Origin of the sequence: Neorhizobium tomejilense (assembly GCF_964254135.1) — a bacterium.
Classification (GTDB): domain Bacteria; phylum Pseudomonadota; class Alphaproteobacteria; order Rhizobiales; family Rhizobiaceae; genus Neorhizobium; species Neorhizobium tomejilense.
Map to the genome: position 1 here is coordinate 1,247,128 of NZ_CAXUSO020000002.1, position 23,953 is coordinate 1,271,080.

Consider the following 23,953-nt stretch of genomic DNA (forward strand, 5'->3'; position numbering starts at 1 on the left):
TGGTGATGAGCGTCCTCCCGGAGCGGGCCAGCGGTCGGATCACGTCCCGAACAAGAAGGGAGCGCCGCTACCCTCCCCGGCCAGCGGCGCTCCCTCCAGACGTGGCGACCGAAGTCAGACCACGAGAATGTAGACGATCTCGTAGGTATCCGGCTCGACGATCACGATGCGATTATCGGCGAGCACGAAGTAGCGGTACGAGCGATAGGCCGGGAGAATTTCGACGACCCTCGGCGGAAGCGGATGCAGTTCCACCGTTTTGGGGGCGGCTACGCCGACCGACACGCTGAAGCTCGGCTTGATCGGCTCGACCTTGTTCTCCACGATGATGTTTCGAATTTCGGTCTTCTGTTCACTGGAGATCATTCTTTTCGCGCAAGGATATCCGCTGCTTATCTAAACTTGGAGGTGAAGGTCGAGCAAAGCCGTCAGACGCAAGTGGCTGGGCCATGGAACTAAGCGGCTTATCCGTTGTTTGGCGATTTCCCACCGACCCAAAGTAAAAAGGGAAATCCTTTGAGCGAATTGCGCCAGGAGTTTGAGCTTCGAAGAGATTTTCTGCCGAAGGGCCAGGAGGACGAGTGGATTTTACCTCGTCGAACGATATCAACGGTCGGTGGTTCGTCGACACCGCAAAGTTCGGAGCCATCGCGGCCGCTGGTCATCGACCTCGATGGCACCTTGGTCCGATCCGACCTCCTGATCGAGACCGCGTTCTCTGAACTCAGGCGCCGCCCCTTTTCCGTCGTTGACCTTGTCCTCTCGATGTGCCGGGGAAAGGCATGCCTCAAGCACCGTCTTTCCGCACCGGCGGATTTCGATCCGGCTATCCTGCCCTTTGATCCCGAGGTTCTGAACTTGATCCAGACGGCGCGGGAAGAGGGACGTCAGGTTTATCTCGCGTCCGCGACGCACGAGCGCCTTGTCTCCCGCGTTTCCGATCATTTAGGTGTCTTCACCGGTTGGTTTGCAACGGACGAGATGACAAACTGCGCTGCCAAGGTGAAGGCGGAAAAGCTCGTAGCGGCCTTTGGCAATGGCGGTTTCGACTATGTTGGCAACGGCGCCGCAGATCTACCTGTATGGCGTCGTGCCGGAAAGTCATATGCAATTCGGACGTCCGCCAGGGTTGCTCGGCAACTGTCGCGCCAATGCGACAATGTCGAATATCTTGCTCACGAAAAGCCGACTTGGCGAACTTGGGCGCGGTTGCTGCGGGTGCATCAATACGTCAAGAACGGGCTCGTCTTTATCCCGTTGCCGACAAACCAACTTTTCGACGTCCACAGTCTCGCCAATTCCGCTCTGGCTTTGGTCGCCTTCTCGCTTTGCGCGTCGAGCGTCTATGTGCTGAATGACTTGATCGACCTTCAGGACGACCGCGGACATCGCAGTAAATGCCGCAGGCCCTTGGGTTGCGGCGATATCCCGCTCTCACACGCGCTCATGGCGATCCCCGTTCTCCTTCTGCTGTCGTTTTTGGTTGCCGTCACGATTTCACCCGCCTTCATTTTGGTGCTCGCCGGATACTTTGCGTTGACCACGGCCTATTCATTCTTTCTGAAGCGGAAAATGATCCTCGACGTCGCGACCCTTGCCGCTCTTTACACCATACGCGTGGTGGGAGGGTCGGCGGCGATTTTAGTTTGGCCTTCTCCTTGGCTGCTCGCCTTCATGATGAGCTGGTTCCTCTCGCTTGCACTCGTCAAGCGATATACGGAGCTCATTTCGCGCCGAGCCGCGAACCTACCCGACTCCAAGAGCCGCGATTACAAGAATGGAGACGTCGGTATGATCGGCGCGTTGGCGGCAGGGGCCGGGATGAACGCGCTGACATTATATGCTCTCTACGCTGCAAGCGACAGCGTGCAGGATCTCTACACACGGCCAGGGATTTTATGGCTGGCGGGACCAATCCTGGCTTGCTGGATTGCCCGCATCCTGTTGCTGGCCCATAGGGGGCAGATGCATGACGATCCGGTCGTATTTGCGATCAAAGACAGGGTGAGCCTCGCGACTCTGGGCGTTGCCGGCGCCTTTGTAGTCGCCGCGCTTTGAGGTGAGCGAGATGCGTTCCTATCATATGCGTGAAGGGACTACGACCCGCATCGCAGTTCGCTACGTCGCGTTCGCGATCCTCTCGACTTTGGCAAATTTTGCGGTTCAGGCGGCTGTCGTAAAAATCTACCCGTCACAAAGCCTTGTGCCGTCAATGTTCGCGGGCACCGCCGCTGGGTTCGGGCTCAAATACTTCCTCGATAAAAGGTGGGTCTTCTTTGACCGATACGAGTCGCATGGTGACGAATTGTTCAAGATCGTCCTTTACGGCCTGTTCAGCGTCGTGACGACGATCATATTCTGGGGGTTCGAAATCGTCTTCTGGACAGTCTGGAGAACGGACCTTGCGAAGTATGCGGGCGGGGCGATCGGTCTGGCGATCGGCTACGTCTCAAAATTCGCGCTCGATCGAAAATTCGTGTTCAGGTTGGAGGGGGTGTGACAGACCGATGGAGGGATGGGGACGTTATCCGCGCCACGATAGTGAACTGCTTGATTGCAGGCTGCCGGAAGCGCTGCCTGGAACGGTGTCATCGCGCGCGGGTCTGATTGCTCGCGGCAACGGCCGCTCGTATGGCGATGCAGCGATCGGTGAGCATCTCACTTTGACCTGCGGTGCACTGAGCCGGATGAGAAGCTTCGACGAGAAGAAGGCGTCGCTGACGGTCGAAGGTGGCGTCATGCTGTCGGACATTCTCAGGTCGTTCACCCCCCGGGGCTATTTCCCCCCTGTGGTCCCAGGTACGAAGTTCGTCACGGTTGGCGGAATGATCGCATCCGATGTGCACGGGAAGAACCATCATCGCGACGGTGGGTTCGGCGAACACGTTAGCGAAATCAAGCTGGTTGTTGCCGGTGGTGAGATCCTTACCTGCAGCAGAACGCAGAATTCGGAGCTTTTTCTCGCGACGCTCGGCGGTATGGGCCTGACGGGCGTCGTCGCTGAAGCCACCTTTACGCTGAGGCCCATCACTACCGGCTGGATTGTTCAAAAGACGGTCGTGACAGAAAACCTCGGCGATACGCTGAAAGCCTTGAAGCAAACAGACGACGCCACCTATTCCGTTGCCTGGATTGATTGCCTTTCGCGGGGCGCTTCGCTCGGCCGCTCGCTGATCTTTGTCGGCGAGCACGCCAGCCCGAGCGACATCGCTCAAATGCCGAAAGCAGCGCAATTCCCTCCCTCCAAGGCCGTCCGTTTTTCGCTGCCGGTCGACCTGCCTGGTTGGGCGCTCAACAGGGCGAGTGTTTCCGCATTCAACGACCTTTACTATCGGGTAGGTGCCCGCAAAGCAGCCCAAGCCTCGTTGGTCCACTGGGACAGCTACTTCTTTCCGCTTGATGGTCTGCTCGAATGGAATCGCCTCTACGGCAAGCGCGGCTTCCTGCAGCATCAATGCGTAGTGCCTGACGAAAATGCACTTGCGGTTCTGAGCAGTATGCTCGATCGTTTCGCTCGTTCTGGGAAAGCCTCATTCCTGGCCGTTCTGAAAAGGCTGAGGGGTGGCGCAGGCCTTCTGTCATTTCCGGCGCCAGGGTATACTCTCGCACTCGATCTGCCGGTCGCGCCCGACGTGTTCCAGTTGTTAGACGAAATTGACAAGCTGGTTGTCGCGGCGGGAGGGCGGCTCTATCTCGCCAAGGATGCGAGGCAATCCCGTCATACTTTCGAAGCCGGTTACCCCCGACTGCAGGCGTTCAAAGAGGTGCGACGAACAACGGGGGCCGACCGTCACTTTAGTTCCCAGCTGGGAAAAAGGCTTGGCATATGAAAGCCATCGGCAAGACACTGCTCCTGATTGGCGCGACGTCGGATATTGGTCGTGCGACTGCCCTGGTCTATGCCGAGGCGGGCTGGGATATCCATTTGGTCGGACGCAGGCGTGAGCTTGTCCAACGTGAAGCCGATGACATCGTCACGCGCACCGGCGCCGCCGTCACCGCCCATGAACTGGATATTCTTGATACCGACCGCTTCGAAGCCTTTCTGAGCACCGTGTCGCCATTGCCTGACACGGCCGTTTGCGTCGTCGGCGAACTCGGCGAGCAGGCCCGCGCCGAAAGGGAACTCGAACACGCAGCCATGGTGATGCGGACAAACTTCGAAGGACCGGCTTTGATGCTCGGCCTCCTGGCTAGCCGCTTTGCCGCGCGCGGGTCCGGCACCATCGTCGGCATAAGTTCGGTCGCCGGCGACCGCGGGAGAGGATCCAACTATGTGTATGGCGCCGCGAAAGCTGGCCTGACGGCGTTCTTGTCCGGTCTCAGAAACAGACTATCCACAGCCGGGGTACGCGTCCTCACCATCAAACCCGGTTTTGTCCGAACGCGGATGACTGATGGAATGAAGCTTCCACCAGTGCTTACGGCCGAGCCTGCAGAGGTCGCTCAAAGGATCTTTGCCGTGGCCGATGGCAGCAAGGGAGGGGACGTCGTCTATGTCCGGCGCATTTGGTATCCGCTCATGGCGATAATCCGAAGCATACCGGAACCGATCTTCAAGAGGTTGCGGCTGTGATCGAAACCTGGGGAATAGAAGATAGAGATTGCCCTGGCCGCGTCGTCGTCCGTATGTTCCATCTTGTTGATCCGCTTTTTCCGCACGCCGATGCGGATCAAGACCTGTCCTCGGGAAGGACGGGGTCTAGATGAGGCGCCGCCTTTTTTCCACACAGGTTGCGCTCCTGGTGGTCGCGGCAATTTGTGCCGCGATGCTTGCCATTCCTGGACGGACCATCAACACCGCTTTCATCAACGACGTTTTGATATTCATTGATGGAGCGCATCGTATCGCTGTCGGGCAGGTGCCAAACCGTGATTTTCATACGGCGCTCGGACCGTTGGTCTTCTATATCCCTGCCTTGGGATACCTCCTGTCCGGAAATTTCGGCGCCGCGATACCGATGGGAATGGCACTCCTGGTCATCGCGTTCATGCCTGCGATGATCCGTATCCTTCTTTCGCGCCTAAGCTCTCCCTCAGCCATCGCCTTGGGCATATTCCTGCTTCTTATTCTCGCGGTCCCGATCAATCTCGGAAGTCCGGTCCGGCTTCTTTCTTTCGCGATGTTCTACAATCGCATCGGCTGGGTCGCTCTCGGGCTCATCCTGGTGATGTACCTGAAGCCGAGATCCAACGCCGCGCGCAACGACGTTGCAGACAGTCTCGCGACGGCCTTTCTTCTACTTGTCCAATTCTACACCAAGGCGACCTACGGGCTCTGCGGCCTAGCCTTTCTGATCTTCCTGCTGTTGGACCGGCAGCAGCGCTCCTGGATCCTGCTCAGTCTGTTCCTGACTGCACTGGCAATGATCGTCATCGAGTTCTTCTGGCGCGGCACGCTTCAGCACATAGAGGATCTGCGGGCCGCCGCACGGGTCAGCGGTGATCATGACGTCCGCAGCATACTGAAAAATGTCCGTGAGAATTTCTCGGATCTGGTGGTTTTCACGATCTTTGCGCTGATCGCCTTCTGGCGCATCCGCAGCCTTCGAGACCTGCTCTACAGTGGCTTCTGCGTGGGTGCAGGATTGGCAATCATCAACCAGAACGCCCACAGCTGGGGTATCATCACCCTCTATTGCGGCGCGGCAGTGCTGGCGGAAAAGGCACGGCGCTTTCAATCTGTCGACCCAAGCGCGCAAATCGAAAGGCCTGCTCGTCTTGTCGCTGCACTGCCGCTGCTTCTAATCTTCTTTCTCTTGCCGCCCATCGTCCACCACGCTGAGGCGATCGCTCTCCACACGGCACTTGCGGCGGAGAACGTGGGCAAGCCCCTTGGCCCTCCGCTATTTGAGGACGTCCGGGAAGTCGATCCGCCCGGTGGGGAGCCTGATTTCATTCAGCGCTACCTCGATAGTATCGAAAGCGGAACGGCCCTACTACAGGCCCTGCCGATCCCGCTGGAGCGGGTATTCGTGCTCGATTTCGTCAACCCCTTTTCCGCAGGGCTCGGGATACGCCCTCCCACAGGTGACACTGCGTGGTTCCACTGGAACCGCAACATCAATGAGAAGGCCTATATCCCACCGGAAGCACTGTTCGCCGACGTGAAGATTGTGATGGTGCCGCAGGCTGGCATCAACAGCCTGCCGTTACAGGAGCTGTATGGCCCGTTCATTTCGAAGAATTTCGACATGGTGCAGAAAACGCCGGAATGGACGATTTACCAGCGACCGCAGGCCGGGTTGGAAAGCGAGGCGCGGTGACGCAGGCAGTGAGGTCGATGCCGGAGCAGGAAGGCGCATCGCCACGGGCTGGCCGCCAATACATCTGGTGGGCCACCGTCGTGTCGTTTGCTCTGGTGCTTTCAGCTCTTCTCGCTCTGCCCAGCCAGACGATCACCAGCAAATACGTCAACGATCTCTTCGTCTTTCTCGACGGTGCGCATCGCATCTGGTCGGGACAAGTTCCGAACGTCGATTTCCACACCTCGCTTGGAGCACTCACCTTCTATATTCCCGCTGCCGGCTATGGCCTTTCGGGAAGTATGGGCGGCGCGATGCCAGTGGGCATGGCTATAGTTATCCCCCTGTTCGCGGCCGTTGCCGCGGCAATTCTCGGCAGCCGTATGCACAAGGCGCTCGGCTTGCCCTTGGCAGCATTTTTGCTTTTGCTCGTCGCGGCTCCTGCCAATCCGGGAGAACGGATCGGCGATCTCACATTTGCGATGTTCTACAATCGGCTGGGCTGGGCCTCGCTCGGTCTTCTTTTGGTCATGTATCTGCCCCGCCTATCCAGCGCTGGGAGCAAGGTCGTAGACGCCGCCTGTGCAAGCTTCCTCGTATTGCTCATGCTCTACACAAAGATCACCTATGGCGTTGTAGAGCTCGCATTTTTGGTCTTCCTGGCAACCGACCGACGCCAAATCGGGTGGGCGGCGCTGGCGCTTGGGATGATCGCGAGCAGCGTCGTTGCAATCGATCTTCTCTGGGGCGGCAGCCTCAACTATCTCGCGGATCTGCGCCTTGCAGGCGAGAACAGCGGCGGGCTCCCGACACTCGGCGCTCTGGGGCACGTCTTTCTGAACAATCTCGCCGACTTGGCTGCTTACGTACTTGTCGCTGGCATCTTTCTTATCCTCGCACCCAGCTACCGGCATCTTTTTTTTGTAGTTTTTTGCGGCGTAACCGGTGTGCTGCTCATTGAACAGAACTTTCAACGCGGGGGCATCCTGACGCTGGTTCCGAGCGCAGCTGTAATCACGCAATATCTTCTGAAGGCCGAGCTCGCTCGACTGCACCGGAAGGCTCGCTTTGTCTTGGCGCTACTGTTGGCATTTCTGCTTGTGCCGGCGGCGATAAGCAATGCCGCGGCTGTTGCCATTCATGCCCGTTACGCCATTGCCGGGCGGGGCGAGCCTATGCCGCTGCCGGCATTTTCGAGAGTTCGGCTTGTCGAGACATGGAGTGTTGGTCAGTACGACTATTTTGTGCAGTATAATCAAACTCTGGTCGAGGCCGCGGACGTGCTGTCCCAGTTGGGCGCTCGCCAAGCGACTGTCGCCGTGTTGGACTTCGTCAATCCGCTCTCGGCCGGCCTGGCGCTCCGGCCGCCCGTGGGCGATAGCGCCTGGTATCACTGGGGACGGACGCTCGGTCCCGACTACCATCCACCCGCGGAGGAGATGTTTGCAGATGTCGACCTGATCCTCGATCCCAAATGGCCAATCGAGATCTGGACGGCGAATGGCATGCGCGACGTTTTTGCTCACTATATCGCCCGCCATTTCGATAAGGTACGGGAGACAACGAACTGGCGAATCTACCGCAGGAAAACATGAGCAGCAGACTGCCTCTCTCGCTCAGCAGCGATCAGACCGATGAGGAGCAGGACGAGGGCCCAGGCGTAGACCGAGCCGACCCCTAATTGCGCTAGGCGGGGAGCACCGAAGTAACCGAGTATGACTGGGACCGGTATCACCAGAGGTGCGGCCGACAGCCATGTCCAAGGCCGCTGCCAATGATGCAAAAACACCGGAAGGAGGAAGAGCGTATAGTGGATCCAGCCAAGCGGCGACGCCTGGAGGGACGCCAAGAGCGCAAATCCGCTGACGACGATCACTGGCGGCCGGCGGAAAAAAGCCCACGCTGCCAGCGAAAGCAACAATGCGACAGCAAGAGCGGTGCCCACGGCCGGGAGGCCCGCCCGTGCTGCAAGTCCTGCAAACGAAGCGTTCGTCAAGAACACCGCCCGCCCGCCGTCCGTCGCCACCAAATGCAGCCAATCCAGGTAGATTCCGGGCCCGAAGATGACTAAAGGGACCGCGGCTATGACGACGGCCGTTGCAATCGTCACGACGCTCGGCATGCGGTGGCCCGCGAGAAAAAGCAGCACGGGCCAGACCGAAAAATTCGGTTTCATCGAGATCAACAAACCGATCATGATGCCGGCAACCAAATGGTCACCCTTTTCCAGTCGGAGCCAGGCGACGATGCAGGCCAGCACAAGCGGCGTGTAGATCTGGCCGAGATAGAGCAAGGTCGTCGGCTGGGTGGAGGAGATCCGCCGGGATCGCCGGCGGCTGCAAGATCGCATCGGAAGAGCAACTGTCGTTGCACCACTGGGACGACAATCCGCAGGAGACCATGAGACCCCATCGTTTCATCAGCGACCTCTGCTTCCCCTAACGTCAAGCCATGCGATGGCGGCGTAGAATTGCGACAAGCCGGACAACCAGCATCAATCCGATAACGACCATTGCGGGCCAGTACATCGAATTCACCGCGGCGCGTTTTCCGAAGTTCAGCAAGAACGACACCCAGATGTACCAAGCGCCCAAAGTGTGGAGCCAATACCAAGTTACCGGTCCAATAAAGGCGGCCGTTCGGTCAAACGAGGTGAGCGTCATCAGGATGATGAAGGCATAGGCGATACCACCGCCAATGTAGCTACCAATGTTCGTCAATTGCAGGAAGAGCGTTGGGTCAAGCCTGGCGAGAGCGAACAGCGCCGCGGCATGGATCGCATGGGACACGGCGAACGACACGCCGAGGTAACGACGGTTCTGTCGCAGCCACCGCGTTGCAGGAGACGGGAAAAGGCGCTCCAGGCTTGACGCCGTGAAAGCCAGCGCGAAGAGCACCAGCGACGTGCGGGCCGTCAGCCGGATCACCAGACGCGCCGCCTCGACAGATGACGGGCTCATCACGGCGGCGACCGCCGCCATGATCAGCAACGACAGCGAGATGAGAGCCGTAAGTTGCCAACCCTTCCAGACTGAATTTTCCTTCGCAGACATGTAGGCCTCCCGTTTATGTAAACACTGATTACTTTAAAGGAAGGCGTTTTGCAAGGGCAATTATAATCAGTGATTACATTCGAGGGACGGATCGGCTATCGTCGCAAAATGACGCCAAAATCACTGCCAGCTCGCGCTAACTACCACCATGGAAACCTGATCGAAGCTCTCCTTGAGGCTGCCATCGTACTCATCGAGGACAAGGGCGTGGAATCGCTGTCTGTGCGTGAAGTGGCCAAACGCGCCGGAGTTTCGCCCGGCGCACCATTCCGGCATTTCAGCAGCAAGACGGCATTGTTGACGGCTGTTGCCGAACAGGCAATGAGCCGCCTGACCGAAGCTGTGTCTGCGGAATTGCAAAGAGCAGGCGACGACGATCCGATTGCTGCGTTGCGCGCAGTCGGCCAAGGCTATCTCAACTGGGTCTTGGCCAATCCCACACATTTTCAGGTGATAAGTTCGCGCACGCTGATCGACTTCCACGGTTCTGAGAAGCTCGTCGCGGAAAATGAAGCTATTCGCTTGATCATGGTCCAGTTGATCGACGATGCTCGAAGGCTCGGTCTGCTTCGTGACGGCATCAGCAGCGAGGATCTGATCTTCTCCTCGCGAGCATTTATATATGGCGTGGCGAGAATGTGGATCGATGGGCATTTCCCGGAGTGGCGGATTGAACGCCCCGCCGAGGCGGCAATGTCCGCAGCACTTGATATGTTCATTCTGTCTATCGGCGCTCAGGTGGGGCAAATATCACCGCCGGCACCTGAACGCGATAGGTAGGGATACTGGCAACATTCGGCAGCCCTTGCTGCGGCGTATGGAGCAAAACGCCAGATGACCTCGTCATACTGCTTCGGGTCTTGGTAGACGCCGAATGATTTTGCCGCATAATCTTCCAACGAAAAGCCTGGCGCGAAAGTTCGAGGGCGACGCAAGGTTTTCCGGCGGACTGGTCCTTACCGACGCTCCGGTCCTTCCCCGTTAGTACCATCTTTCGAAACATCACCTTCTCGCGCATGGCCGGATGGCGGTCATCCGGCCATGCCCGTCTTGCGAAGCCTTCCCTGCGGCGCGAATTTGACAGGGTGGTGGAGCGAAACCACCTCCTGGAGGCGCCCCTCAGGCCCCTCAAGAACTGCACGGTCCTTATCTCCTGTGACGGAACGCACTCTCGGGGTTGAAACGACGACAGCCAGCATCGATGAACGGCATCGGCCGATCAGGATATGGCTTGTTCAAGTTTGACGGTGCCGACCTGTTGCCGCCATTGGAACCGTCAAAGCCAGCCCTTGTCTTGTGTGGACACGGGCCGGCAACGAGTTTGCTCCAAGAAAACGCGTCCTACCGCAACAATGCCGCCGTCGTGGCAACATATCGCCCTCGTCAGGGATCTCGTTGCGCGTCAGTAATCCGCTCACGGGCACGCACCAGATGGTAGCGCATATAGAGCGCCGCGTGCTCCCCGTTTCTCGCCCGAATCGCTTCGACGATCTGCTGGTGCTCGCGCAGCACGGCGATACGTCGCTCGTCCGAGCCCAGTTTCGTCAGGTTGAGCGCCACGCCCATAGAGCCGCTGATCTCTCCGCGCAGGTGTTCGAAGAGCGATACGAACAGGTCGTTGCCGCTCGCGACGGCGACCTCGCGGTGAAAATTGAAATCCGCCTCGCTGGGAGACTGGCCGTTCATGATTTTTTCGCGCAGCAGCTCGTTGGCTTGGTCGAGATTGTGAAGGTTCTGGCTGGAGCGGCGCTCCGCCGCCAGCGACGCTGCCGCAGCCTCTAGCGCGAAACGAACCTCGAAGGACTTCAGATAACCCGCGACATTGGACGGCAGCACGAAGCGGGTGATGGCCGAGGGCGGCACGGCGCGCACGAATGTGCCAGAACCGCGCCGCGAATAGACAAGGCCATCAGCCTGCAACCGGATCAAGGCCTGGCGAACCACCGGGCGCGATACGGAAAAAGCAGAGCAGATATCGTTTTCCGCCGGCAGCCGATCGCCTTCCTTGAAGGCGCCATTCAGAATCTGCTCGAGGATCTGGCCGTATAGTTTGTCGGCCAGCCTCTCCTTGCGCGGCGGCGTCAATTGCAGTTCCGCCATTCAACACCCCCTTAGCTCCCAAATCTCTCGTCCCCGCGGCCCTCCCGGCGCGCGATATGGCAGTCGCGACCATGGCTTGAGCCTGCATATCTATCGATAGGCACAATTTCAAAGATGTCATCAAAAATTACTTCTTTTGGAGCTTTTTTTACAAAATTTGAGATGAGAGTTGACAACTTAGGTGACCGTGTTAGCGTATTCGAAATTGTCGAAGTGCATTCGGTCATCTCAGGGAGGAGATATTCAGATGCAGCACACGGCGCGAATCGACGATCATTGCTGGCGCGAGAAACACAGCTAAGGTCGCAAAACCAAACTTCAACGCCATTTCTGTCGCACCCTGGGCCGTAAGCCGCGAAGCTTCGGCAACAGGGAGTTTTTGCCCGCGTCAGGCATCGGTCGACAGTACATTTCTTCAAGCCCGGCACGCCAGCGCGTCGGTTGGCTCATTCATGCCTTTTTCGACAGAGGAACATTGCGACCATGCGCATTACCGGCCTTCGAAGCTTTATGAGCCACGACGACAAGCGCCCCCGTGTGATCGTGGCAATCGACACGGACGAAGGCATCACCGGCTGGGGCGAGTGCTACAACCACGGTCCCGACAAGGCACTGCCGCACATCCTCGAATATTTCTACGAACAGATCAAAGGCGAGGACCCGCGACGGATCGAATTCCTGATGCTGAAGATGCAGCAGCAGGCGCGCTTTCCGGGCGGCGCGATGCATCTGGCGGCGTTTTCGGCGATAGACCATTGCCTCTGGGATATTTCCGCCAAGGCGGTGGATCTGCCGGTCTACCAGCTGATCGGCGGCGCGGTCCGCGACAAGGTGCGCGTCTATCTCGGCGTGCATAATTACAAGGATGCCGAGGGCTTCCTCGATGTGATCGCCGGTCATAACGAGAAGTACGGCCTCGCGGCATTCAAGATGCATCCCTATCGCGTCGATTTTCACAAGGAGCGCTGGGGCGAGGTGATCCGAACGGGTGCGGAATTCTTCTGCACCATCCGCGAGCGGGCGCCATCCCATTACGACTTCGCTTTCGATGCACATGCCAAGATCTACGATCCCTGGCAGGCAATCCAGCTCGGCAATGCTCTGGCCCCTTACGATCCGATGTTCTTCGAGGAACCGATCCGACCGGAGCACATCCCTGCCTGGGCAGAGATGAAGGCGAAGCTTAACTGCCCGCTGGCTACCGGCGAAAGCCTCTATAACCGCTACGAATTCCTGAACCTTCTCTCGGCACGTGGCTGCGATATCGCCCAGCCCGATATCTGCGTCGTCGGCGGGCTTCTCGAAATGCGCAAGATCGCGGCGATTGCGGAAGCGCATTATGTGCCGATCGCACCGCATAACCCGATGGGACCGCTAGCGACCGCCGTCAACCTGCATTTCTCCGCAGCGACCCCGAACTTCAAGATCCTCGAATACCGACTGCCGCTCGACGCGCCCTACGTCAAGGACCCCTACCTGCCGGAGGACGGATACCTGCAGCTCCGCCCCGACCGTCCCGGCTGGGGCGTCGAGATCGACGAACAGGTGCTGGCAAAGGATGGCTACGTGCATTGGGAACGCAAGCTGCCGGTCAAGCCGGACGGCGCGTTCGGTTATCCGTGAGACGGAAGACGGCAAGCAGAACGAACTGAAGAGCTCGAAGATTTCAATTGGGAGGTTGAACATGATGAAACATCTTATGGCGGCGACATTTCTAGTTGCTGCAGCGCTGACGGTCCCGCAGGGCGCAGCGCTCGCCGCATCGCCGCCGAACATGCTGGTGATCGGCACGAACCTGACCGGCATCCGCACTCTGGACCCTGCAGACAACAATGCCCGCACGGTTTCGGAGCTGATTTCCAATATCTACGACAACCTCGTCCGGCTGCCGCAGAACGACCTGCAAAAGCTGCAGCCGATGCTCGCGACCAAGTGGAGCGCCTCGGCCGACGGCAAGCTGATCACAATCACGCTGCGCAGCGACGCTACATTCCAGAGCGGCAATCCGGTGACCGCCGAAGATGCCGCCTGGTCGATCCAGCGCGTCATCAAGCGTGGTCAGGTCGGCTCGACCGATATCGCGCTCTGGGGCTTTACGGCCGACAATGTCGAAAAGCTGGTGCGGGCCAAGGATGCGCAGACGCTGGAAATCGAGCTGCCGATCCAGGTCAGCACCGATCTCGTGCTTTATTCGCTCGCCAGCTCCTCGCTTGGCATCATCGACAAGAAGACCGCCATGTCGCATGAGGCGAACGGCGATTTCGGCGCCGCCTGGCTTGCCGCCAACTCGGCCGGCAGCGGTCCTTTCACGCTTTCGCAATGGCGTCCGAACGACATCGCCGTCTTCGAAGCCAACAAGAAATACTGGGGCGGTGTCCCGGCCATGGCCCGCGTCATCACCCGGCATATCCCCGAATCCGGCAACCTGCGCCTTCAGCTGCAGGCCGGCGACGTGGATGTCGGCCAGTATCTCGCAAGCGGCGACCTGGATGCGCTGGCGAACGACAAGAAGATGGTGATCGACAACGTGCCAGGTCTCGGCTTCTATTATATCGCACTGAACCAGAAAGACCCCGATCTGCAGAAGCCCCTGGTCCGCCAAGCATTCCAGCATGCTTTCGACTGGAAGGCGATCTCCGGCAATATCATGCGCTATACCGGCTTTCCGTGGCAGTCCGTCGTGCCGAAGGGCATGATCGGTGCGCCGGCCGACAATACATCCCGTTATGACTACGACCCGGCCAAGGCCAAGGCCTTGCTGGCGCAGGCCGGATATCCGAATGGCCTCAAGAAGGTGCTGAACCCATCGGGTGCCGCAACATTGCCGTTCACCGAAGCCCTGCAGGCAAGCGCCCGTGCGGCCGGCTTCGACCTTAACCTTGTGCCCGGCGAATACACACCAGCCTTCCGCGAGCGCAAATACGAAATCCTGCTCGGCAATTCTGGTGCCCGCCTGCCCGATCCGTTCGCGGTCGCCACCCAATATGCCTACAACCCGGACAATCGCGACGAAGCCCGTCTCGGCAGCTATTACCTGTGGCGCACCGCCATGCAGGTTCCGGAGCTGAACACCCTTGTCGATCAGTCGATGAAGGAACGCGATACGGCCAAGCGCACGGAAATGTTCAAGAAGATCGATGAGATCTACAAGGGCATGAACCCGCCGCTGATCGTGTTCTTCCAGCGCACCGACCCCTATGTCATGCGCGCCAATGTCAAGGGTTATCAGGGGCATACGACCTGGTCGACCCGTTGGCACGACGTGACGAAAACCAAGGAGTAGGATTGACGTGGCCAGCGTGGACATGACGACACGAGACAACTCGCCCGTACCGACCGCGACTGGTCCCGCCACCGATGGCCCGGTCGATGACATGCCGGATGATGGCATCAAGCTTGCCGTCCGTCGCTTCATCGGTCGCGTCGTCGCTGTGGTGACGACGCTGCTGGGGCTGCTCTTCCTGACCTTCTCGATGGGGCGCCTGCTGCCGGCCGATCCGGTTCTGGCGATCACCGGACCCGAGGTCAGCAAGGAAGTCTATGACCGGGTTTTCAAGCAACTCGGCCTCGACCAGCCCGTCTACATCCAGTTCCTGAGCTATGTGAAGAGAGTGCTGACCGGCGATCTCGGCGTCTCCGCGATCACCGGCCAGCCCATCGTCACCGACCTGCTGTCGATCTTTCCGGCGACGATCGAACTGACCCTGGTGGCGATGATCGTCGGCACGATCGTTGGCGTGCCACTCGGCATCACGGCTGCGGTTCATCGCGGCAAGCCGATCGACCATGTCGCCCGTATCGTCGGTCTTGCAGGCCATTCGATCCCGACCTTCTGGATGGGTCTGATGGCGCTCTTCATCTTCTATGCCAAGCTGCAATGGGTCGGCGCATCGGGGCGCGTCGATGTCTATTACGAAGGCATCGTCACGCCGGTGACAGGCTTCCTGCTGCTCGATTCCGCCATGGAAGCCAATTGGGACGTCTTCCAGAATGCGCTCGGCCACATCATCCTGCCCGGCTCGATCCTCGGTTATTATTCCGTCGCCTATATCAGCCGCATGTCGCGCAGCTTCATGCTGGAGCAACTCAGCCAGGAATATATCATCACGGCGCGCGCCAAGGGGCTGGCCTCCCGCCAGGTGATCTGGCGCCATGCCTTCCGCAACATCCGCGTCCAACTCCTGACCATCATAGCGCTGACGCTCGGCGGCCTGCTTGAAGGCGCGGTGCTGATCGAGACCGTCTTCGCCTGGCCGGGGCTCGGCCAGTATCTGACCCGCGGCCTGCAGATGAACGACATGAATGTCGTCATGGGCGCGGTTCTCACCATCGGGATCGTCTTCCTGATCATCAACATCACGTCGGATGTGCTCTACCGCATCCTCGACCCGAGAACACGGTGATAGATATGGCGATACCCATTTCCCAATCTCGCCCCACGCCTCCCGGCATTCGCGGCTGGCTTCTCGCCCCTGAACCCAAGGGTACGCTGCATGCGTCTGTGCAGCAATTCTACCAGGGCTGGCTGAAATTCCGTGAACATCCGCTCGGCGTCGTCGGCCTGGTGGTTATCCTGATCCTCATCATAACCGCCGCCGCCGCCCCGCTTCTGACGCAATACGATCCGATCGCTCAGAACATGGCGATCCGCCTGTCGCCCCCCTCTTGGGACCACATTCTCGGAACCGACAATTTCGGTCGCGACGTCTTCGCCCGCATCATTTACGGCGCACGCACGACGCTCGACATCATCATCCTCGTGACGATCATCGTCGCACCGATCGGGCTCTTGATCGGCACCTGCTCCGGTTATTTCGGCGGCATTGTCGATGAGGTGCTGATGCGCATCACGGATATCTTCCTCTCCTTCCCCGGTCTCGTATTGGCGCTCGGCTTTGCGGCAGCTCTCGGTCCCGGCATCACCAACGCAATTATCGCGATCTCGCTGACTGCCTGGCCGCCCATCGCCCGCCTCGCCCGCGCCGAAACGCTGAGCCTCAGGCAAATGGACTATATCGCCGCGGTGCGGCTGCAAGGCGCATCCTCGACCGCCGTGATCATGCGCCATATCCTGCCGATGTGCGTACCCTCGGTCATCGTCCGCGTGACGCTCAACATGGCCGGCATTATCCTGACCGCCGCCGGCCTCGGCTTCCTCGGCCTTGGCGCCCAGCCGCCATGGCCGGAATGGGGCGCGATGGCCGCCACCGGCCGCGAGTTCATGCTCGACAGCCCCTGGGTTATCGCCGCGCCCGGCATTGCAATCGCGGTCGTCAGTCTTGCCTTCAATCTCGTCGGCGATGCCCTGCGCGACGTACTCGACCCAAGAGGTGGCGAATGACCCAACCGCTCATCGATGTCAGAAATATGGAAATCTCCTTCGCCCACGGCTTCGTGAAAGCCGTGCGCGGCGTGAGCTTCGAACTCGGCCGCGAAAAGCTCGGCATCGTCGGCGAATCGGGCTCCGGCAAATCGACCGTCGGCCGGGCCATCATGCGGCTCCTGCCGCCGACCGCAACGGTCACCGCCGACCGGATGACGTTCAAGGGCACCGATATTCTGGCCGCCAGTGAAAAGCAGATGATGGATATCCGCGGCAAGCAGATCGGCCTCATCCTGCAGGACCCGAAATATTCGCTAAACCCGGTCATGCGCGTCGGCGAGCAGATCGCCGAGACCTATCGGCTGCACTATCCGAAAGCCGGCAGGAAGGCCGCTGAGAAGAAGGTGCTGGAAATGCTGGAAGCGGTAAAGATCCGCGATCCGCAGCGCGTCTTCCGGCTCTATCCGCACGAAGTCTCAGGCGGCATGGGTCAGCGCATCATGATCGCCATGATGCTGATCGCCGAGCCGGAAGTGCTGATCGCCGACGAACCCACGTCGGCGCTCGACGTGACCGTGCGGCTCGACGTTCTGGCGCTGCTCGACGAACTGATCGCCCGGCGCAACCTCGGCCTGATCTTCATCAGCCACGATTTGAACCTGATCCGTAAATTCTGCGACCGGGTGCTGATCATGTATGCGGGACGCGTCGTCGAAGTGCTAAAGGCGTCCGAACTCGACAATGCCCAGCACCCCTATACCCAAGGGCTGCTCGCCTCGCTGCCGTCCATTGAAAACCCGCCGGCACGCCTGCCGACGCTGACGCGCGATCCGTCCTGGCTGACGCAACCCACGATCGGAGTGCCGTCATGATCGACGTCGAAAACCTCACCGTCCGGTTTGGCCCGCGCACGCCGCTCGTTGTGAAGGGTATCAGCTTCACCGTCGAACGCGGGAAATCCTTCGGCCTCGTCGGCGAATCCGGCTGCGGCAAATCCACCGTGCTCCGGGCGATTTCCGGCCTCAACCGCAATTACGGCGGACGGATTTCGCTGGATGGCAAGCCGCTGGAGCCGGAGCGGAGCAAAGCCTTCTTCCGCGACGTCCAGATGGTCTTCCAGGACCCCTACGGCTCGCTGCATCCGCGCAAGACGGTTCGTTCGCAGTTGATCGAACCACTGCGCAATCAGAACCTGCCGATCAAGGAAAACGCTGTTTCCGACGTGCTGAAAGCAGTCGGTCTCGATCCCGGCCTCGGCTATCGGTTCCCGCATCAACTTTCCGGCGGCCAGCGGCAGCGCGTCGCGATCGCCCGCGCGTTGATCCTCGACCCGCCTGTTCTGCTGCTCGACGAGCCGACCTCGGCACTCGACGTTTCCGTGCAGGCGGAAATCCTCAACCTGCTCGCCGATCTGCAGAAGGAACGCGGGCTGACCTACCTGCTGGTGAGCCACGACATGGCCGTCATCGCGCATCTCTGCAGCCGCGTCGCGATCATGAACGGCGGCGAGATCGTCGAGGAAACCGGCATCGAGCAGATTCGCTCGGGCCATGTCCAGCATCCCTATTCCCAACGGCTTCTTTCCGCCAGCCGCGCTTACGGCAAGCAGGAAATGCGCCCGGTCGAGGTCATGAGCTCGACCTGATTCCAACGGGCGCCCGGCGCCTGGACGCTGGGCAAGACCGTTCCTCAATGCTTTTCCACTCACCCCTGAACCGGGAGCCTGAAGCCATGCCCAATTTTTCCGTGACACCCGAAATGCTTGCGAAATCGGTCCTCTCCGTGCCGCCCCTGGCACGCAAGGCCGACTACACGCTCGACCGCGAAGGCAACCGCCAGATTCTGGCGCATCTGGCGCAAGGCGGCGTGACGACAGCGCTTTATGGCGGCAACGCCAACCTCTACAACATCTCCGTCCGCGAATTTGCGGAGATGGTCGACATGCTGAAGGAGATCGCCCCCTCCGGCACCTGGCTTATCCCTTCGGTCGGTCCGGACTACGGCAAGTCGCTGGACCAGATCGCAATTCTCAAGGACCACGACCTGCCGACGGCGATGGTCCTGCCCCTGAATTTCCCGGTGACTTCGGCCGGCGTCGCAACCGGCCTTCGCCGTATCGCCGACGCCTACGGGCGACCGATCATCGCCTATGTGAAGTCGCTCGACTACATTTCGGCGGCCGATCTCGCGGCCGTCGTTGCGGATGGGGCGATCTGCACGATCAAATACGCAGTCGTCCGGCAGAACCCGAAGGAAGATGCCTACCTCTCCGAACTCGTCCAGAAGGTCGATCGCAAGATCATCATCTCCGGCATCGGCGAGCGGCCGGCGATCAGCCACCTGATGGATTTCGGTCTGCAGGGCTTCACGTCCGGCTCCGTCTGCGTCGCACCCGCCATGTCCACCGGTATCCTGAAAGCACTGAAGGCCGGCAACGTCGCCGAGGCGGAACGGCTGCGGGCCTTCTTCATGGGGCTGGAAGACCTGCGCGACGGCATATCGCCGCTCCGCGTCCTGCATGAAGCGGTCGCGACCGCCGGCATTGCGGATACCGGCCCGATGCTGCCGTTCCTGGAGAATATCACCGATGCCAAGGTGCTCTCCGCCATAACGGAAGCCTCGCAGAAACTGCTGGCGGCGGATCGGGCATATCAATCCGGTCAGGTCGAGAAGCAGGTTGAGCGGGCCTAAGGTCCCGGCATCACCTGCGCGGGCAGCGACACGATCGCCTTGATCGGATTCGAACCAAAGACCCGCAAGTCACTCAACACGCAGTAGCTTCGCCACATCCAGTAGCATCCTGTCCGCGCCCCTTTTGCCAAGCAATGATAATGAGATGTTCCCGCCGGGTCGGGCAATAGGAAGTGCCAATTGCGGGCAACCGCTAAGTCCGGAGAGACACAGAAGTTTGATGCAGGCGGAGCGAAACGCTGCGAGACATCGCGGTGCGGCGTCGCGCCTTGGCGGTTTCGCGGCCAATGTCGGAAGAGCGACGAGGACATCCTCGCCAAAAAGTCGATCAATCTCCTTGGAAAATTGCTCTCGAATCCGACGCGCCTCGAGCACCTCCTCCTCGCTCAGCCGTGATCCTGACAGGAGCCGCGCAGCAATGTCGGGCGCGATAGCATGCAGGCTTCGCTCGAGAAGCGATCTGTTGCTTTCCCAGGCTTCTCTTTGGAGGATGGTCGTGAACGCCCAAGCAAGCTCATCCAAGTTCAACCAACTGATCGGGCCGACTTCGCGAACAGGTATGCCAGCTGATCGAAGGCTGGCAATCATCTGGTCGGCGACCGCGTCGTCAATGGTTGCGAAGATATCCTCGGGAATAAGAATAGATTGTGGTCGGTCACTTGCCGCGTGCATGCCGACGGCGCTCATCACCGCGGCCATTGGTTCCAGGCTTCTCGTCATGAAGCCCGGCACATCAAAGTTTGGCGCCAACGGACGCAGCGCCCTGTTGTTCAGGCCTCCATGTGTTGGCCGCCAGCCGATAAGGCCGTTGACGGCGGCCGGCAACCGGATGGAACCGGACGTGTCTGTTCCAAGCCCGACATCCGCGAGGCCAGCGGCAACCGCGACGGCTGAGCCCGACGACGAGCCGCCGGGAATGAGGTCGGGATCGCGCGGATTGATCGGCATACCGAAATGGATGTTGCCGCCGATCAGGGAATAGGCGAGCTCATCCGTATTGGTTTTGCCGACGAAGCAGGCGCCGGTATCGAGCAGCGTCTGGACCAAAGGCGCCGTCGATGTCTTGATGCCGGAGGCAGCGAGCACCGCGGCATTGCCGGCCGCGGTCGGATAGCCGGCAACGTCGAAAAGGTCCTTGACGGCCAGTCGAAGGCCGGAAAGCGGACCGATGGCCGCGTGCCCGACATCCGCATCCGGATAGGGCATGAAAGCGTTCCATGGGTCTCGCACTCGCCCCGGCTCCCTAGATCTTCAGATGTTGCAGCACACGGCTGCGGCTATCTGGCCCATTGGGGCTTTCGTCTTCGATCGCCCCGAGTTTGAGAATGGCCCAGCGGTCGGCCACCGAAAGGGCGAAATCCAGGTTCTGTTCGACGAGCAGAATGGTCGTGCCGCGCTTTTCCCGTTCGTCCCTCAATGCTTTGGCGATATTCTGAACGACGGAGGGCTGCAGGCCTTCGGAGATTTCGTCGATCAGCAGCAATTTTGGCCGCAGCATCAGCGCTCGCGCGAGGATCAGCATTTTCTGCTCCCCGCCCGATAGCGTGCCGGCCTTCTGTGCCAGCCGGTCCTTCAGGAAAGGGAAATAACCGTAGACCCGTTCCAGTGCGGATGCCAGATCCCGATCGCCCTTGAGCGCGAGGCGCAGATTGTCGCGGATCGAGAGATCCTGAAACAACGGCAATTCCTGAGGGGCATAGCCGATTCCAGAAGAGATCAGCTCCGCGGGTTTTCTGTCGGCGATGACGGCACCGTCGACCTCGATCGTGCCTTTGCCACGCAGGAAGCCAAGGATCGTCTTCAACAGTGTTGTCTTGCCCATGCCGTTCTTGCCCATGAGCGCGAAGATCTCGCCCGGCCGGATGGCGAGCGACACGCCATTGACCACATCGACTGCGCCATATCCGCTCGACACGCCGCTGAGCTTGAGTTTGAACGTATCAGCCATGGACGCCTCCTGCGTAGATGGTGCGAACCGTTTCGGAGTTGACCACGTCATTCACCGTGCCGTCGAGCACGAGCTTGCCCTGATGGAGAACCACGATGCGGCTCGATATGTCGCGCACGAAATCCAGATCGTGTTCGACCAGAATGGCGGCGAAACCCATTTCGTCCGTCAGCTTCTTGAGAATGGTCCCGATGGTCATGCGCTCGGTCTTGGTAAGACCCGCAGTCGGCTCGTCGAGAAGAATGATGCGCGGTTCCAGAGCGGCGACCATCGCCAGTTCGAGAGCCTGCCTTTGACCATGCGACAGCCGCGACACCGGCTTGTCCAGCATATCCGCCATGCCGGTGAGCGTCAGGATCTCGGCTGCCGCTGCCGGCAGCATGATCTCGCCAAGCGACCGCATTGGGTTGGGTCTCTCGCGGCTGAACCGTGCCATCTTCAGGCATTCGCCGATGGTCATGCTGTCGAAGATGCTGGCAACCTGGAATTTGCGGCCGACACCGAGGGCGACGATCCGCTCAGGTGCACGACCGGCAATATTCGTGCCGATGATATCCACTTGACCTTCGATCTGCTGGGTGCCGTCCGAGAGACAGCGCATCAGCGTGGTCTTGCCGGCGCCATTGGGGCCGACCAGGCTGACGAGTTCTCCGGCGCCGATTTCAAGGTCGATACCCTTGAGGACGGCGAAGCTGCCATAGGACTTGCCGAGACCGCGGATCGACAGGAGGCTCTTGCTTGCCAACGCACCATCCTTGACGATGCGCGTCGGCAAGGACTTCAGAGTGCTGCTGGAGTTCGCCGACTTCAGGAATCGCGTCACCAGGGAGGCGAGGCCGCCCGGCAAGAGGATGATCATGGCAACGAAGAGCGCACCGACGATCAGTTGCCACAGGAAGGGCAGATCGCCCGAAAGACTGGCGCTCAGATAATCGATGCCGATTGCGCCGAACAAGGGTCCGACAATCGTTCCCCGGCCACCGAGCGCCGTCCACACGACGAGCTCGGTTCCGAATACGAAGCCGGTGTTTTCAGGGGCGACGACACCGGATGCATTGGCAAAGAGGAAGCCCGCCAGGCCGCATACGCCAGCCAGAACGCCCGTCAGGACGATCTTCAGCCGGGCGGGGTTCATGCCGAGATAAGCCACGCGGGCTTCGTTGTCGCGGATTGCGACGAGCAGACGGCCGGCGTCCGACCGGACAAAGACGATGGCAAGAACGGCCAAGGCCAGCAGGCACGCCCCCGACAGGCGGAAATAGCCGGGAAGCCCGAGCGGGAGGGTTTCGTAACCGACGAGGCCACCCGAGGAACCGGTCCAGGTGCCGCCGGAAAAGACGAGCTGCGTGACGACGATCGGCACCACGAGCGAGATCACGGTGGCATAGAGCGGTGTCGAGCCGTGATAGAACGACAGCCAGCCGACCGCTAGCCCAAGCATGAGCGGAACCAGCACGGAAGCGACAAGGGCAACGACGAAAAGCGCCGGGCTTGCGCCGATATGGGTGAGGACCATGGCGGTGGCATAGGCGCCCACGCCAAAGAATGCCGCCTGTCCGAAGGTGAGAACACCCGTGTAGCCCCACAGCAAATCGACGGTGATCGCCAGCATCGCGTAGATCATCGAACGCGTCAGGACGTTGAGGCTGAAGCGGCCGAGAAACATCGGTCCGAAGACGATCAACAGGAGAGCTGTGAGCGCCAGCGCCACAAGAAGGACGAGCCGGAGTTTTTGTCTGTCACGCACGGGCAAATCCCTTCGGACGTATGCGCAGTGTGATTGCGCAAAGGACGGCTACGGTGATGCCGCCGAGGATTGGACTGAAATAGATGCTGACGAGCACCTGGGCGGCCCCGAAGATGAGGCAGGCGACAGCAAGCGCACCGAAAGAAGAGCCTGCGACCATCACCAGCATGAAGGCGCCTGTCAGCCAAGCGACGCCCATATTGGGATCGACGCTGGTCAGCGGCGCGAGCAACACGCCGGCAAGGGCCGCAAGGCCGGTGCCAATCATGAAGGTCGTGAGCCGCACCTTTTCGGTATCGATACCGAGACCCCGCGCCAGCGTTTCATTCATGATGACCGCCCGGGCGGAAAGACCAAGCCGTGTTCCATCGAGCAGCAAGGTGAAACCGAGCCCCAGAGCGATGGCCGCGACAATGGCGAAAAGACGGTAGGCCGAATAGCCGGCGCCAAAGAGATCGAAGGTGCCGGGCAGCAGCGCCGGCGTGAACTGCACGTCGCGGCCAAACCAGAGCGTGATCAACTGGCCGATGACGATGCCAAGGCCCCAGGTTGCAAGAATGGCATCGAGCGGCCGGCGATAGAGAGGTCGCACGATGAACCGTTCCGCCACACCACCGAGGATCGCGCCGATCAGGAAGGCAAAGGGAATGGCAAGCCATGGATTGAGGCCGAACCCGCTGACGACGACAGCGCAGTAGGCCCCAATGGTCAGCCATGCGCCATGCGCGAAATTAATGATCTTCAGCACGCCGAAGATCGCAAGCAGCCCGGCGGCAACGATGAAGAGAATGGCCGCGGTGCTGACGACATCGAGAAAGAGCGTCATTTCTAGAACTCCGATGATGG

General features: G+C 60.0%; 22 protein-coding genes. 14 read left to right on the forward strand and 8 right to left on the reverse strand.

Going from position 1 to position 23,953, the window contains the following annotated elements:
- Positions 1–114: 114 nt before the first annotated feature.
- On the reverse strand, positions 115–366 hold the full coding sequence (locus ACSQ3G_RS28640) for a DUF1236 domain-containing protein (RefSeq protein ID WP_436112691.1): 252 nt from the start codon (positions 364–366) through the stop codon (positions 115–117).
- Positions 367–603: 237 nt separating this feature from the next.
- Here ACSQ3G_RS28640 and ACSQ3G_RS28645 point away from each other — a divergent pair, with 237 nt between their 5' ends.
- The 6 genes from ACSQ3G_RS28645 (at position 604) to ACSQ3G_RS28670 (ending at position 7,840) form a co-directional block, all read left to right on the forward strand.
- Positions 604–2,058: a UbiA family prenyltransferase gene (locus tag ACSQ3G_RS28645; RefSeq protein WP_436113221.1), complete on the forward strand. Its 1,455-nt coding sequence runs from the start codon at positions 604–606 to the stop codon at positions 2,056–2,058.
- A 10-nt stretch (positions 2,059–2,068) separates the two neighbouring features.
- Positions 2,069–2,500 carry a GtrA family protein gene (locus ACSQ3G_RS28650; RefSeq protein WP_436112692.1) on the forward strand — a complete coding sequence of 144 codons (432 nt, stop codon included), beginning with the start codon at positions 2,069–2,071 and terminating at the stop codon, positions 2,498–2,500.
- A gap of 7 nt (positions 2,501–2,507) precedes the next feature.
- A complete protein-coding gene (locus ACSQ3G_RS28655) occupies positions 2,508–3,830 on the forward strand; it encodes an FAD-binding oxidoreductase (protein WP_436112693.1) in 1,323 nt (440 codons plus the stop codon).
- The gene (locus tag ACSQ3G_RS28660) at positions 3,827–4,576 is read left to right on the forward strand and encodes an SDR family oxidoreductase (protein ID WP_436112694.1); all 750 of its coding nucleotides are present in this window, start codon (positions 3,827–3,829) and stop codon (positions 4,574–4,576) included. The genes ACSQ3G_RS28655 and ACSQ3G_RS28660 overlap by 4 nt, the downstream gene beginning before the upstream one ends.
- A gap of 130 nt (positions 4,577–4,706) precedes the next feature.
- Complete coding sequence (locus tag ACSQ3G_RS28665) at positions 4,707–6,266, forward strand: hypothetical protein (protein ID WP_436112695.1); 1,560 nt, start codon at positions 4,707–4,709, stop codon at positions 6,264–6,266.
- Positions 6,267–6,283: 17 nt separating this feature from the next.
- On the forward strand, positions 6,284–7,840 hold the full coding sequence (locus tag ACSQ3G_RS28670; protein WP_436112696.1) for a hypothetical protein: 1,557 nt from the start codon (positions 6,284–6,286) through the stop codon (positions 7,838–7,840).
- Here ACSQ3G_RS28670 and ACSQ3G_RS28675 read toward each other — a convergent pair.
- Both ACSQ3G_RS28675 and ACSQ3G_RS28680 read right to left on the reverse strand, forming a co-directional pair.
- On the reverse strand, positions 7,822–8,538 hold the full coding sequence (locus ACSQ3G_RS28675; RefSeq protein WP_436112697.1) for a glycosyltransferase family 87 protein: 717 nt from the start codon (positions 8,536–8,538) through the stop codon (positions 7,822–7,824). The two genes, ACSQ3G_RS28670 and ACSQ3G_RS28675, sit on opposite strands and share 19 nt — an antisense overlap.
- A gap of 151 nt (positions 8,539–8,689) precedes the next feature.
- Entirely contained in the window at positions 8,690–9,298 is a 609-nt protein-coding gene (locus ACSQ3G_RS28680; RefSeq protein WP_436112698.1) for a hypothetical protein, read from the reverse strand.
- A 69-nt stretch (positions 9,299–9,367) separates the two neighbouring features.
- Between ACSQ3G_RS28680 and ACSQ3G_RS28685 the strand changes: the two genes are divergently transcribed.
- Positions 9,368–10,078: a TetR/AcrR family transcriptional regulator gene (locus ACSQ3G_RS28685; RefSeq protein WP_210201864.1), complete on the forward strand. Its 711-nt coding sequence runs from the start codon at positions 9,368–9,370 to the stop codon at positions 10,076–10,078.
- Positions 10,079–10,681: 603 nt separating this feature from the next.
- On the opposite strand, the gene ACSQ3G_RS28690 is transcribed toward ACSQ3G_RS28685, so the two are convergent.
- On the reverse strand, positions 10,682–11,398 hold the full coding sequence (locus tag ACSQ3G_RS28690; RefSeq protein WP_436112699.1) for a FadR/GntR family transcriptional regulator: 717 nt from the start codon (positions 11,396–11,398) through the stop codon (positions 10,682–10,684).
- Between the two features lie 483 nt (positions 11,399–11,881).
- Between ACSQ3G_RS28690 and ACSQ3G_RS28695 the strand changes: the two genes are divergently transcribed.
- The 7 genes from ACSQ3G_RS28695 (at position 11,882) to ACSQ3G_RS28725 (ending at position 19,412) form a co-directional block, all read left to right on the forward strand.
- Positions 11,882–13,021, forward strand: a complete 1,140-nt coding sequence (locus ACSQ3G_RS28695) for a mandelate racemase/muconate lactonizing enzyme family protein (protein ID WP_436112700.1) — start codon at positions 11,882–11,884, stop codon at positions 13,019–13,021.
- Between the two features lie 76 nt (positions 13,022–13,097).
- On the forward strand, positions 13,098–14,681 hold the full coding sequence (locus ACSQ3G_RS28700; protein WP_436113222.1) for an ABC transporter substrate-binding protein: 1,584 nt from the start codon (positions 13,098–13,100) through the stop codon (positions 14,679–14,681).
- A 7-nt stretch (positions 14,682–14,688) separates the two neighbouring features.
- Entirely contained in the window at positions 14,689–15,801 is a 1,113-nt protein-coding gene (locus tag ACSQ3G_RS28705; RefSeq protein ID WP_436112701.1) for an ABC transporter permease, read from the forward strand.
- 5 nt (positions 15,802–15,806) lie between these two features.
- Positions 15,807–16,739, forward strand: coding sequence for an ABC transporter permease (locus ACSQ3G_RS28710; protein WP_436112702.1), 933 nt, complete (start codon positions 15,807–15,809; stop codon positions 16,737–16,739).
- Positions 16,736–17,593 carry an ABC transporter ATP-binding protein gene (locus ACSQ3G_RS28715; RefSeq protein WP_436112703.1) on the forward strand — a complete coding sequence of 286 codons (858 nt, stop codon included), beginning with the start codon at positions 16,736–16,738 and terminating at the stop codon, positions 17,591–17,593. Before ACSQ3G_RS28710 ends, ACSQ3G_RS28715 begins: the two co-directional genes overlap by 4 nt.
- The gene (locus tag ACSQ3G_RS28720; protein WP_436112704.1) at positions 17,590–18,366 is read left to right on the forward strand and encodes an ABC transporter ATP-binding protein; all 777 of its coding nucleotides are present in this window, start codon (positions 17,590–17,592) and stop codon (positions 18,364–18,366) included. The genes ACSQ3G_RS28715 and ACSQ3G_RS28720 overlap by 4 nt, the downstream gene beginning before the upstream one ends.
- A gap of 86 nt (positions 18,367–18,452) precedes the next feature.
- A complete protein-coding gene (locus tag ACSQ3G_RS28725; RefSeq protein ID WP_436112705.1) occupies positions 18,453–19,412 on the forward strand; it encodes a dihydrodipicolinate synthase family protein in 960 nt (319 codons plus the stop codon).
- Positions 19,413–19,481: 69 nt separating this feature from the next.
- Here ACSQ3G_RS28725 and ACSQ3G_RS28730 read toward each other — a convergent pair whose 3' ends face one another.
- The 4 genes from ACSQ3G_RS28730 to ACSQ3G_RS28745 are packed head-to-tail and all read right to left on the reverse strand — an operon-like array spanning position 19,482 to position 23,933.
- Positions 19,482–20,642, reverse strand: a complete 1,161-nt coding sequence (locus tag ACSQ3G_RS28730; RefSeq protein WP_105435541.1) for an amidase family protein — start codon at positions 20,640–20,642, stop codon at positions 19,482–19,484.
- Between the two features lie 13 nt (positions 20,643–20,655).
- Positions 20,656–21,360: an ABC transporter ATP-binding protein gene (locus tag ACSQ3G_RS28735; protein ID WP_436112706.1), complete on the reverse strand. Its 705-nt coding sequence runs from the start codon at positions 21,358–21,360 to the stop codon at positions 20,656–20,658.
- On the reverse strand, positions 21,353–23,107 hold the full coding sequence (locus ACSQ3G_RS28740; RefSeq protein WP_436112707.1) for a branched-chain amino acid ABC transporter ATP-binding protein/permease: 1,755 nt from the start codon (positions 23,105–23,107) through the stop codon (positions 21,353–21,355). Before ACSQ3G_RS28740 ends, ACSQ3G_RS28735 begins: the two co-directional genes overlap by 8 nt.
- Complete coding sequence (locus tag ACSQ3G_RS28745) at positions 23,100–23,933, reverse strand: branched-chain amino acid ABC transporter permease (RefSeq protein WP_105402565.1); 834 nt, start codon at positions 23,931–23,933, stop codon at positions 23,100–23,102. Before ACSQ3G_RS28745 ends, ACSQ3G_RS28740 begins: the two co-directional genes overlap by 8 nt.
- Positions 23,934–23,953: the final 20 nt, after the last annotated feature.